General features: G+C 62.3%; 10 protein-coding genes and 1 pseudogene. 8 read left to right on the top strand and 3 right to left on the bottom strand.

Going from position 1 to position 11,283, the window contains the following annotated elements; genetic code table 11:
• The 4 genes and pseudogenes from QZR30_RS28110 to QZR30_RS24215 form a co-directional block, all read left to right on the top strand.
• Positions 1–111, top strand: a pseudogene (locus tag QZR30_RS28110) (DUF6124 family protein); the annotation flags it as partial.
• A 185-nt stretch (positions 112–296) separates the two neighbouring features.
• Positions 297–1,244 (top strand): ornithine cyclodeaminase family protein, encoded by a 948-nt coding sequence (locus QZR30_RS24225; RefSeq protein ID WP_311904403.1) that lies wholly within the window; start codon positions 297–299, stop codon positions 1,242–1,244.
• A 13-nt stretch (positions 1,245–1,257) separates the two neighbouring features.
• Complete coding sequence (locus QZR30_RS24220; protein ID WP_046072121.1) at positions 1,258–2,391, top strand: NAD(P)/FAD-dependent oxidoreductase; 1,134 nt, start codon at positions 1,258–1,260, stop codon at positions 2,389–2,391.
• Positions 2,391–3,017 (top strand): helix-turn-helix transcriptional regulator, encoded by a 627-nt coding sequence (locus QZR30_RS24215; RefSeq protein ID WP_046072120.1) that lies wholly within the window; start codon positions 2,391–2,393, stop codon positions 3,015–3,017. Before QZR30_RS24220 ends, QZR30_RS24215 begins: the two co-directional genes overlap by 1 nt.
• Positions 3,018–3,048: 31 nt before the next feature.
• Here the strand turns inward: QZR30_RS24215 and QZR30_RS24210 are convergent, their stop codons facing one another.
• The gene (locus QZR30_RS24210; protein WP_046072119.1) at positions 3,049–3,825 is read right to left on the bottom strand and encodes an ABC transporter substrate-binding protein; all 777 of its coding nucleotides are present in this window, start codon (positions 3,823–3,825) and stop codon (positions 3,049–3,051) included.
• 245 nt (positions 3,826–4,070) lie between these two features.
• On the bottom strand, positions 4,071–5,570 hold the full coding sequence (locus QZR30_RS24205; RefSeq protein WP_311904401.1) for a CoA-acylating methylmalonate-semialdehyde dehydrogenase: 1,500 nt from the start codon (positions 5,568–5,570) through the stop codon (positions 4,071–4,073).
• Between the two features lie 109 nt (positions 5,571–5,679).
• Between QZR30_RS24205 and QZR30_RS24200 the strand changes: the two genes are divergently transcribed.
• The 4 genes from QZR30_RS24200 to QZR30_RS24185 all read left to right on the top strand — a co-directional run bounded on the left by QZR30_RS24200 (position 5,680) and on the right by QZR30_RS24185 (position 10,954).
• The gene (locus QZR30_RS24200) at positions 5,680–6,621 is read left to right on the top strand and encodes a LysR family transcriptional regulator (RefSeq protein ID WP_046072117.1); all 942 of its coding nucleotides are present in this window, start codon (positions 5,680–5,682) and stop codon (positions 6,619–6,621) included.
• Between the two features lie 277 nt (positions 6,622–6,898).
• Positions 6,899–7,357 carry a (2Fe-2S)-binding protein gene (locus tag QZR30_RS24195; RefSeq protein ID WP_046072116.1) on the top strand — a complete coding sequence of 153 codons (459 nt, stop codon included), beginning with the start codon at positions 6,899–6,901 and terminating at the stop codon, positions 7,355–7,357.
• Positions 7,357–9,594, top strand: coding sequence for a xanthine dehydrogenase family protein molybdopterin-binding subunit (locus tag QZR30_RS24190; RefSeq protein WP_274358322.1), 2,238 nt, complete (start codon positions 7,357–7,359; stop codon positions 9,592–9,594). The genes QZR30_RS24195 and QZR30_RS24190 overlap by 1 nt, the downstream gene beginning before the upstream one ends.
• Before the next feature lie 16 nt (positions 9,595–9,610).
• Positions 9,611–10,954: a c-type cytochrome gene (locus QZR30_RS24185; protein WP_311904399.1), complete on the top strand. Its 1,344-nt coding sequence runs from the start codon at positions 9,611–9,613 to the stop codon at positions 10,952–10,954.
• 118 nt (positions 10,955–11,072) lie between these two features.
• On the opposite strand, the gene QZR30_RS24180 is transcribed toward QZR30_RS24185, so the two are convergent.
• A complete protein-coding gene (locus tag QZR30_RS24180) occupies positions 11,073–11,222 on the bottom strand; it encodes a hypothetical protein (protein WP_173664482.1) in 150 nt (49 codons plus the stop codon).
• Between the last annotated feature and the right edge of the window lie 61 nt (positions 11,223–11,283).

The raw sequence follows: 11,283 nt of genomic DNA, 5'->3' as shown, positions 1-11,283 counted from the left end.
CAAAGCCCCGAGCGCGCGAAGATCCTGGCGGTGTGGCATTTGCTGGAAATTGCCAAGACCACGGTGGATCGCTCCATCGAGTGCCTGACCTGCACAAAAGCCACTGCCTGAAACGCGGTTAAAACTGTGGGAGGGGGCTTGCTCCCGATGAGGGAGTGTCAGTAAGCACATTTGTGACTGACACACCGCCATCGGGAGCAAGCCCCCTCCCACATTGATCTCCATTTTTTCCAGGGGTTATTGCGTACAAGAACTAAATGTCCATAATGGACAAATTAGTTTGTCTGGAGACATCCATGTCCAATGCCCCCCTCATCATCGATCAAGTTCAGGCGCGGGCATTGCTCGCCCAGATCGATGTACCTCTTATCCTGCGCAAGCTGTTCTGCGACCTGGCCGCCGGGCAGGCCGTGCAACCGCCGCAGCAGTGGGTGGAGTTCCCCCACGGTGCCGGTGACTTTATCAACTACCTGGGGGTGCTGGCCGAGGACGGGGTGTATGGGGTCAAGACCTCACCCTATATCGTGCGTGAGCACGGGCCCCTGGTGACGGCGTGGACGCTGTTGATGTCGATGCACAGCGGCCAGCCGCTGCTATTGTGCGACGCCTCTGAACTGACCACTGCGCGCACCGCTGCGACCACCGCATTGGCGGTGGACGCCCTGGCCCCGGCGACAGCGCAGCGCCTGGCGATCATCGGCAGCGGCAAGGTCGCCCAGGCGCACCTGCGTTATGTGCAGAACCTGCGCGACTGGCAGCACATCCGCCTGTACTCCCCCAGCCTTGGCAGTGCCAGCGCCAACACCCGTGCGCAGTTGACCGGCCTGGACCCGCGCCTGGCCCTCGCCGACACTTGCGATGCCGCTGTAGAGGACGCGGATGTGATTATGCTCTGCACCTCATCGGCTGGCCCGGTGATCGACCCGATGCGCTTGCGCAAGCCCGCGCTGATCACCTCCATCAGCACCAATGCACCGCGAGCCCATGAAGTGCCCCCGGCGTGCCTCAACCAGATGCAGGTGTACTGCGACTATCGGCAGACCACTCCGGGCGCGGCCGGCGATATGCTGATCGCCAGCGAACAGCACGGCTGGGACGCGCGCGCAGTGCTCGGTGACTTGCCCGAATTGCTCAGCGACATGGCGAAACGCCCAAACTACGATCGGCCTGTATTTTTCCGCTCCATCGGCCTGGGCCTGGAAGACATTGCATTGGCCAATGCCCTCTACCAACTGCAACGCTAACCCGGAGATTGTTATGCACCAGGCAGACTTCATCATCATCGGCGGCGGCATTGCCGGCGCATCCACCGGTTTCTGGTTGTCGCAGCACAGCAAGGTGCTGGTGCTGGAGCGCGAAAACCACCCGGCCTATCACTCCACTGGCCGTTCGGCGGCGCTCTACACGGCCGCGTATGGCACCCCGCAAGTGCGCGCGCTGACCCTGGCCAGCCGGGCGTTTTTCGATCAACCGCCAGCGGGCTTCTGCGAGCACCCGCTGCTCACACCCCGGGGCGAAATGACCGTCGACTTTAACGGCGATCCGGCGGAGTTGGACAGCCAATACCTGAACGCCAAGGCTACCGTCGAACAGGTGGAACGCCTGAGTGCCGACGAAGCCTGTGCACGGCTGCCGATCCTGCGCCGCGAAAAAGTCCACGGTGCCATCTATGACCCCACCGCCTGCGACATCGACACCGACGCCCTGCACCAGGGCTACCTGCGCGGTATACGCCGTAACCACGGCGAGGTGCGCACCGACAGCCATGTGCTGGGCCTGAGTCGCGATGCCGACGGTTGCTGGCAGGTGCGTACACAGGATGCAACCTTCCGTGCGCCGATCATCATCAATGCCGCCGGCGCCTGGGCCGACCATATCGGCGGGCTGGCGGGCGCGGCGTCCATCGGCCTGCAACCCAAGCGCCGCTCGGCCTTTATCTTCGCCGGCCCCGACGGCCTGGACAGCCACGGCTGGCCAATGCTGGTAGCCCTCGACGAAGCCTTCTACATGAAGCCGGATGCCGGCATGTTCCTTGGCTCGCCGGCCAACGCCGACCCAGTGGAGCCCCAGGACGTGCAGCCCGAAGAACTGGATATCGCCATGGGCATCTACCAGATTGAAGAGGCCACCACCCTGACCATCCGCCGCCCCACGCGCACCTGGGCCGGGCTGCGCAGTTTCGTGCACGACGGTGATTTGCTCTGCGGTTTTGACCCGCAGGTGCCAGGGCTGTTCTGGGTGGCAGCACAGGGTGGTTATGGTATCCAGACGTCGCCCGCCATGGGCCAGGCCAGCGCCGCACTGGTGCGCGGCGCGCCGCTGCCCGAGGCGCTGACGCGATTCGGCCTGGACGCTGGTATGCTCTCCCCCGTCCGCCTGGAGCCCCATTGATGACCATCGCCGAACAAGACACCGTCATGCAGAACTTCCGTGGGATCGCCGATGCGATAGCCACCCTGTTCTTTCCCCATGCGGAAGTGGTGCTGCATGATTTGCGCACGCAGACCGTCGACTACATCGCCAACAACCTGTCTAAACGCAGCTTGGGTGATGATTCGTCGCTGGAGGACATGCTGGACGGTGACGTCAGCGAAGTGAATATCGGCCCTTACGAAAAACTCAACTGGGACGGTCAGAAAATTCGCAGCCTGAGCACTGTGCTGCACGACCACAAAGGCCGCCGGCTGGCCGTGTTGTGTATCAACCTGAATATCTCGATGTTTGAAACCGCCAAGGCAGCACTGGACCTGTTCCTGTCGCCAAGCAAGCTGATCGCCCAGCCAGATGCATTGTTTCGCGATGATTGGCAGGAACGCATCAACACGTTCCTGCATGCCTGGCTGCGCGAGCGTCAGCTGAGCCTCAACCTGCTGACCCGCGACCACAAGCGTGAACTGGTGCTGGCGCTGCATGCCGAAGGCGCATTCAAGGGCAAGAGCGCCTCCAACTATGTGGCCAATGTGCTGGGCATGGGGCGGGCGACGGTCTACAAGCATTTGAAGGAGTTGAAGGGTTAACGCCCGCCACACCCGTTCGCCGCAGTGACCTTCAGTCGCCGTAGATATCGGTCTTGAAGTACTGCTGCGAAATCTTCTGGTATTCGCCACTGGCTCGAATGCCATCGATGGCCGCATTCAACTCGCTGACCAATGCCGTATTGCCCTTGCGCACTGCAATCCCCGCGCCCTCGCCCACGTATTTCGGATCCTTGAGCTCCGGGCCGACAAAGGCGTAGCCCTGGCCGCGTGGCATCGCCAGGAAGTCGCTCAGGGGGATGGTGTCGGCAAAGATCGCATCCAGGCGCCCTGCGGCCAGGTCCATGTAGATTTCTTCATTATTGCTGTAGCGCTTGACGTTGATGCCCTTGGGTTCGAACACCTCGGTGGCATAGCGGTCGGTGGTGGTGGCGCGCTGCACGCCGACGTTCTTGCCCTTGAGGCTGGCGTACTGGTCATCCACCACCGCGCCGTCCTTCATCACCAGGCGTGAGGAGGTGAAGTAATACTTGTGGGTGAAATCCACCGATTTCTTGCGGTCTTCATTAATGGTCATGGACGACAGCGCCATGTCGATTTTCTTGACCTTGAGGGACGGAATCAGACCGTCGAACTCACCTTCAACCCACACACACTTGACCTTCATTTGCGCACACAGGGCGTTGCCGATGTCGTAGTCGAAACCGACGATCTTGCCGTCACCGGTCTTTGAGGCGAACGGCGGGTAAGCGGCCTCGATGCCGATACGTAGGGGTTTCTCGGCGGCGAGCAAGTGGCTTGCGGCAAACAGGCTCAGGGCCAGGGCGGGGATAAGGTGGCGTTTCTTCATGATCGGGTTCTCGCGGGTTGTTGTTGGTTTGGCAAGAGTGAAGAAAAACGTGTAGCGATGAATTTGTACTTATAATTCCATACTGGACTTTTATGCTCTACAGGTCAATTCAGGGCAACACACATAAAAATGTGGGAGGGGGCTTGCCCCCGATTGCGGTGTATCAGCCACTTTTACAGTGCCTGACACTCTGCAATCGGGGGCAAGCCCCCTCCCACATTTGGATCTACAGTGCCTGTGAGACCTTATTTTGAGACAGGCATCGCAAATTCCGCGCCTTGCTCGATACTCTCCGACCAGCGCTGCATGATCGACTTCTGCTTGGTGTAGAAGCGCACGCCCTCGGTGCCATAGGCATGCATGTCGCCGAACAGGCTCTTCTTCCAGCCACCAAAACCATGCCAGGCCATCGGCACCGGGATCGGCACGTTGATGCCGACCATGCCCACTTCAATGCGGCGAGCGAATTCGCGGGCGATGTTGCCGTCGCGGGTGAAGCAGCTGACGCCGTTGCCGAACTCATGGTCGTTGACCAGCTTTACCGCCTCGGCGAAATCATTCACGCGTACACAGGCCAGAACCGGGCCGAAGATTTCTTCGCGGTAGATGCTCATGTCGCGGGTCACGTGGTCGAACAAGGTGGCGCCGAGCCAGAAGCCGTTTTCCAGGCCAGGCTCGGTGGGCACGTAGTCACGGCCATCGAGCAACAAGTGCGCGCCGGCCTGTACGCCCTGCTCGATATAACCGCTGATACGCTCCAGCGCCGCCCGCGACACGATCGGGCCCATCTCGGCTTTCAAATCGCGGCCATCGGTGATGCGCAACGTCTTGGCGCGCTCGGTCAAGGCGGCAATGACTTTATCGCCCACATCCCCGACCAGCACCGCTACCGAGATCGCCATGCAGCGCTCGCCGGCACTGCCGTAGGCGGCGCCCATCAGCGCGTCGACGGTACGCTCGATATCGGCATCGGGCATCACCACCATATGGTTCTTCGCCCCGCCCAAGCCCTGCACGCGCTTGCCGTGACGGGCACCGCTTTCATAGATGTACTGGGCGATGGGCGTGGAGCCGACAAAACTCACGGCCTTGACGTCGGGGTGTTCGATCAGTGCGTCCACCGACTCCTTGTCGCCCTGCACCACGTTGAACACACCTTTGGGCAAGCCGGCTTCACGCAGCAGCTCGGCCATGAACAGCGCGGCACTCGGGTCAGTAGGGCTGGGCTTGAGGATGAAGGTGTTGCCCGCAGCGATGGCGATGGGGTACATCCACATCGGCACCATCACCGGGAAGTTGAACGGCGTGACGCCAGCGACGACGCCCAGAGGTTGGCGCATCGTCCAGTTGTCCATGCCACGGGACACCTGGTCGGAATGCTCGCCCTTGAGCAGGTTGGGAATGCCGCAGGCGAATTCGAGGATATCGATGCCACGGTCGACTTCACCTTGGGCATCGGTGAAGACCTTGCCATGCTCGGCAACAATGATGCGCGCCAGGTCGTCCTTGCGTTCGCGCAGCAGGTGCAGGTATTCGAACAATACACGGGCGCGGCGGATCGGCGGCGTGTCGGCCCAGCCGGTAAATGCAGCCTGGGCGGCATCGACAGCTTCGGCAACGGTCTGGCGGCTGGCCAGGGCCACGCGCCCGGTCACTTCGCCGGTGGCTGGGTTGTAGACGTCCTGGTAGCGATCATCGCGGCTGACGCGCTGGTCGTTGATGTAGTGTTCGATGGTGGTGGTCATGGCAATGGATCCCCGGTGGGTAGCGTTGGAACACACGATAGGCTTTCGATTTGTTCCAAACCAGAGCAGAATCCAGAACTTATTGTCCTGACAGGCGAACAATACACTCATGGAAAAGGTTGAGATCGAAGGCTTGTGGACCCACATTCACTGGCTGTCGGTGCTGGAGGAACACGGCACCTACACCGCTGCGGCCGCCCGCCTTGGGGTGAGCAAATCCGCGGTCAGCCAGCGTATCTCCGACCTGGAGAAAGCCACCGGCACGCGCCTGGTAACCCGCACCACGCGCAGCGTGCGACTGACCGAGGCCGGGTTGGCATTGACCCGCGACGTGCGCAGCGCCTACGCGCAGATCGCCCGCAGCTTCTCCTCGGTGCGCGATTCGGTCGGCGAAATTCGCGGCCTGGTACGCCTGACCGCCCCGGTGGCGTTCGCCCGGCAACAACTGGTGCCGCATCTTTCCGGTTTTTTGCAGCAGTATCCGCAGGTGCGCATTCAGCTCGATGTGTCCGACGCCTTGAGCTCACTGGCGGCCGAGGGTTACGACCTGGCGGTGCGCCATGGTTTCCAGGTGCCGGAGACCCATGTGGCGTGGAAGCTGTGCGACACCACCTCGGTATTGGTCGCCACTCGAGACTACCTGCAACACCACGGCGAACCGCGAACCCCGGCAGATCTCAGCGCGCATAACTGCCTCTACTACCCACGGGGCAGCGACCAGCCGGCCTGGACCTTCGAGCGCGTCGGTAAAAACAGCCAGCGCGTCACCGTGCCCATCGCCGGCAGCTTTTCTACCAACAACAGCGAAGCCTTGCGTGACGCGGCGCTCAACCACCTGGGCATCGCCCTGCTCCCAGACTTCAGTGCCCAGGCCGCTTTAGCCAGCGGCAAGTTGGTGCAGGTGTTGAAAGGGTGGACGCTAAAGGGTGCGTTTGCCGATGAGATTTACCTGATACGGCCCTATTCGCCCCATGTGCCCAGGTCGGTGACGGTGTTGGTGGGGTATTTGAAGGAAAAACTGTCAGGCGGGTTTCAATTTGCTGACGGCTGATGAAGGCTCTTGTAGGAGCGAGCTTGCTCGCGAAAAACCCATAGGTGCCGCGTTTATTCAGGAAACACGCGTTATCGTTGACGTTTTTCGCGAGCAAGCTGACTCCTACAGACGGATGTGACCCAATCCTGTTGAATTCTTGCCTGATCCTCTGGACTTGAAGGCAATTGCATAGATAGCTGTTGCGCGGTGGTCTAGAGTTCGACGATGGGCGACGTACAGTCGCACCGCTCCTATAAGAACTCAGCAGCACCAACCGTTGATCAGCAGGTGAGCCATGGAATTACGTATCAACCAAAAGGCCTATCAAGTCGATGCCGAAGCCGACACCCCCTTGTTGTGGGTGATCCGCGACAATCTGGGGCTGACCGGCACCAAGTACGGCTGCGGCCTGGCCCAGTGTGGCGCCTGTTCGGTGCTGGTGGACGGCAATCTGGTGCGCTCCTGCGTCACGCCGGTAGCCGGGGTGATCGGGCGTGAGGTCACCACCATCGAAGCCATCGAGTCCGATGCGGTAGGCAAACGCGTGGTCTCGGCCTGGGTCGAGCACCAGGTAGCGCAATGCGGTTACTGCCAGTCCGGGCAAGTGATGGCGGCCACTGCACTGCTCAAGCACACCCCCACTCCATCCAAAGCGCAGATTGATGCGGCAATGGTCAACCTATGCCGCTGCGGCACCTACAACGCCATCCATGCCGCCATGGATGGCCTGGCTGCCGGGAAGGAGACCGCCTGATGAACATGTCTGAGATCCTGCCGGGCGTTAAGCTGGACGAGCCGATCAACCTGTCGCGTCGTCGCTTCCTCGCCAGTACCGCCGTGGGTGCGCTGGTCATCGGCTTCGGCCTGCCCCTCGGTGTGTCCCGCGTGCAGGCCGCTACCGGCGGCGCAGCTGAACGCGGCACCCAAGTGCCGGCGTTCCTGGAGATTCGCCCCGACGGTAGCGTGCGCCTGCTCAGCCCCTTCATGGAGGGCGGCCAGGGCACCCATACCGCCATGGCACAGATCATCGGCGAAGAACTGGATGCCGACCCCGCCACGTTTATCGTCGAAGCGGCCCCGCCCGGTGAAGCCTACGTGGTGATGGAAAACGGTATGCGCATCACCGGCGGCAGCATGTCGGTGCGCATGAGCTACCCGACCATGCGCCGCCTCGGCGCCCTCGCCCGCGCCATGCTGATGCAAGCCGGCGCCGAGCAACTGCGCGTACCGCTGAGTGAACTGACTACCCAGCCTGGCCGCGTGGTACACGCCGCGTCCGGCCGCTCCGTGGGCTACGGCGAGCTAGCCGGCCGCGCCCTGGACATGCCGGTGCCCGACCCCGCCACCATCACGTTGCGCGACCCGAGCCAGTTCCGCTGGATCGGCAAGCCGGTAAAACGCCTGGATGCCTATGACAAATCCACTGGCAAGGCGCTCTATACCATCGATCTGAAAATCGACGGCATGCTCCACGCCGCCGTCCAGCACGCGCCGCGCCTGGGTATGACGGTGGGCAGCCTGCGCAATCAGGCCCAGGTCCAAGCCATGACGGGCGTGCATTCGGTTCACACCTTGCCCGGCGCGGTGGCGGTGGTGGCCGAACGTTGGTGGCACGCCAAGCGTGCGGTCGAGGCCATCCAGGTTGAATGGCAGGAAGCCTCTGCCGACTCGACCGTGCGGGCGATGCCGGCAGACTTTTCCAGCGACAAGCACCGCGACTTCCTTGCCGCCCAGCAAGGCCCGGCCCGCGATGACGAAAACGAAGGCGATGTGGCCGGTGCACTGGCCGGCGCCAAGACCCGAGTCGAAGCCACCTACCATAATCAATACCTCAACCACGCCCAACTGGAACCGCCTTCGGCCTTGGCGCGCTTCAACCCGGACGGCACCCTGGAGGTGTGGCTGCCCAACCAGGCGCCGGATATGTTCCGTGCTGACATCGCCAAGCGCACGGGCCTGGCCCCCGAGCAAATCACCCTGCACTCGCCACTGCTGGGGGGCTTTTTTGGTCGGCATTTCCTGTATGACTCAGCCAACCCGTACCCACAGGCCATCGCGTTGGCCAAGGCCGTCGGCCGCCCGATCAAGCTGATCTGGAGTCGTGAGGAAGAGTTTTTGCGCGATGTGCTGCGCCCTGTCGCCGTGGTCAAATTCCGCGCCGCACTGGATGACAAAGGCCTGCCGGTGGCCATCGAAGCGGTCAGCGCCACCGAAGGCCCCACTGAAGCCCTCAGTGGCAAACAGGGCGAGCAGATCGACCCTACCGCCCTGGAAGGCCTGTCGGGCAAGAGCTATGCGATCCCCAACAAGCGCATCGCGCAGATCTACGTCAAGGGCGCGCCCATGCTTGGCTACTGGCGTTCGGTGGGTAACTCCCTCAACGACTTTTTCTATGAAGCGTTCCTGGATGAGCTGGCGGACAAAGGCGGCCACGACCCGTATGAGCTGCGCCTGCACTTGCTGCGTGACAACCCCCGGTTGACCACCTTGCTGCAAGCCGTGGGCGAGTTATCGGGGGGCTGGAAGCGCGGCCCCTACACCGCAGAGGACGGCACGCGTCGTGCTCGCGGGGTGGCCATGGCCTCACCCTTTGGCTCTCACGCGGCGGTAGTGGCCGAAGTGTCGATCGAGAACGGCCAGGTCAAGGTCCACCATATCTGGGAGGCTATCGACCCGGGCAGCATCGTCAACCCGGCGATCATTCAAGCCCAGGTCAGCGGCGCTGTGGCCTTGGGCCTGTCGCAAACATTGCTGGAGGAAGCGGTGTACGTGGACGGTATGCCACGAGCACGTAACTACGACCTGTATCCGATCCTGCCGCCCTCGCGTATGGCTCAGGTTCACGTGAAGATCGTCGAGAGTGGCGAAAAGATGGGCGGTATCGGCGAACCGCCGCTGCCCGCGGTGGCGCCGGCTGTGGCCAACGCGGTGGCGCAGTTGACCGGCCAGCGCATCCGCAGTCTGCCATTGAGCCGCTACACCTTTAGCTAACCGACAGGGAACGCCGATGAACAACCGCCGATTCGCAAGAACCGCAGGGTGGCTGGTGCTGCCCTGCGTGGTCGCCGCAGGCCTGCTGGCCTGGTACGTCACACGCCAGCCCGCTTCGCCTTTTGAACAGCAACAGGCTACAAGTTTCGAGCCCACCTTGGTCAGTCGCGGCGAATACGTTGCGCGGGTGAGTGACTGCGTGGCCTGTCACAGCCTCGCCGGCAAGCAGCCCTTTGCCGGTGGCCTGGAAATGGCCACGCCACTGGGGGCGATTCACGCCACCAACATCACCCCCGACCGCGAGCATGGCATTGGCGCCTATAGCCTGGCCGACTTCGACCGCGCCGTACGCCACGGCGTAGCGCCGGGCGGGCGACGGCTGTACCCGGCCATGCCCTACCCGTCCTATGTAAAGCTCAGCGATGACGACGTGAAGGCGCTGTACGCGTTTTTCATGCAAGGCGTGCAACCCGCCAACCAGGCGAACATCCCCAGTGACATTCCCTGGCCGCTCAATATGCGCTGGCCCATCGCTTTGTGGAACGGCGTGTTCGCCCCCACCGCCACCTATGCGGCCAAGCCCGGCCAGGATGCACTGTGGAACCGTGGCGCCTATATCGTCCAGGGTCCCGGCCATTGCGGCAGTTGCCATACACCCCGTGGCCTGGCCTTCAACGAGAAAGCCCTGGATGAGTCCGGCGCGCCGTTCCTCGCCGGCGCCCTGCTCGACGGCTGGTACGCGCCGAGCCTGCGCCAGGACCACAACACCGGCCTGGGCCGCTGGAGCGAAGCGCAGATCGTGCAGTTCCTCAAGACCGGGCGTAATGCCCATGCGGTGGTCTACGGTTCGATGACCGAAGCGTTCAACAACTCCACGCAGTTCATGCAGGACGAGGACCTGGCCGCCATCGCTCGTTACCTCAAGTCACTGCCCGGCGACCCGCAGCGTGACGGCTCACCATGGCAGTATCAGGCGGTCGCCAACACCCCGGCGCAAAACCCGGGCGCCCATACCTATGCCACACGCTGCGCCTCGTGCCACGGCCTGGACGGCAAGGGCCAGCCGGAGTGGATGCCGCCATTGGCTGGGGCCACTTCAGCCTTGGCGAAGGAAGACGCCTCCGCGATCAACATCACCCTCAACGGCTCGCAACGCGTGGTGGCGGCCGGGATGCCGGACGCCTACCGGATGCCGGCGTTTCGTGAGCAACTGTCCGATCAAGAAATCGCCGACGTGCTGAGCTATGTACGCGGCACCTGGGGCAACAACGGTGGCGCGATCAATGCGAAGGCTGTGGGTAAATTGCGCGGGCATACCGACCCTGCGAGTAGCAGCCCGATCATCCTGCATATGCGCTGAGTGATGTATGAACTGTGGGAGGGGGCTTGCTCCCGATGGCGGTAGTTCAGTCACAGTTGCATAGACTGACACACCTATATCGGGAGCAAGCCCCCTCCCACATTTAGTCCAGGGGCCTCTACTTGCTTTCCTCAGCCTTGCCTTCCTGCATCTGTACCGAAGACTTGGTCCCGCTGGTGTTGTCCTTGGTGGTGTTGTCGGAACTGTCAAAACAGCCGTGAAGCATGAACGCGCTGCACAATCCCAGGCACATATAGAGCTTCTTCATGATGGTTCACCTGCTGCTGAGTGATTGATATCCAGAGCGCCAGACGAAAGCAACGTTCGTC

It is taken from the genome of Pseudomonas sp. rhizo25, from assembly GCF_031931935.1.
In the GTDB taxonomy this organism is placed as follows: domain Bacteria; phylum Pseudomonadota; class Gammaproteobacteria; order Pseudomonadales; family Pseudomonadaceae; genus Aquipseudomonas; species Aquipseudomonas synxantha.
This window is presented reverse-complemented; position numbering and strand designations above follow the sequence as displayed.

Coding starts and splice junctions, on each gene's coding strand:
- QZR30_RS24200 (WP_046072117.1), top strand. CDS start 5,680: ATGGAAAAGGTTGAGATCGAAGGCTTGTGGACCCACATTCACTGGCTG.
- QZR30_RS24195 (WP_046072116.1), top strand. CDS start 6,899: ATGGAATTACGTATCAACCAAAAGGCCTATCAAGTCGATGCCGAAGCC.
- QZR30_RS24190 (WP_274358322.1), top strand. CDS start 7,357: ATGAACATGTCTGAGATCCTGCCGGGCGTTAAGCTGGACGAGCCGATC.
- QZR30_RS24180 (WP_173664482.1), bottom strand. CDS start 11,222: ATGAAGAAGCTCTATATGTGCCTGGGATTGTGCAGCGCGTTCATGCTT.
- QZR30_RS24215 (WP_046072120.1), top strand. CDS start 2,391: ATGACCATCGCCGAACAAGACACCGTCATGCAGAACTTCCGTGGGATC.
- QZR30_RS24210 (WP_046072119.1), bottom strand. CDS start 3,825: ATGAAGAAACGCCACCTTATCCCCGCCCTGGCCCTGAGCCTGTTTGCC.
- QZR30_RS24220 (WP_046072121.1), top strand. CDS start 1,258: ATGCACCAGGCAGACTTCATCATCATCGGCGGCGGCATTGCCGGCGCA.
- QZR30_RS24205 (WP_311904401.1), bottom strand. CDS start 5,570: ATGACCACCACCATCGAACACTACATCAACGACCAGCGCGTCAGCCGC.
- QZR30_RS24185 (WP_311904399.1), top strand. CDS start 9,611: ATGAACAACCGCCGATTCGCAAGAACCGCAGGGTGGCTGGTGCTGCCC.
- QZR30_RS24225 (WP_311904403.1), top strand. CDS start 297: ATGTCCAATGCCCCCCTCATCATCGATCAAGTTCAGGCGCGGGCATTG.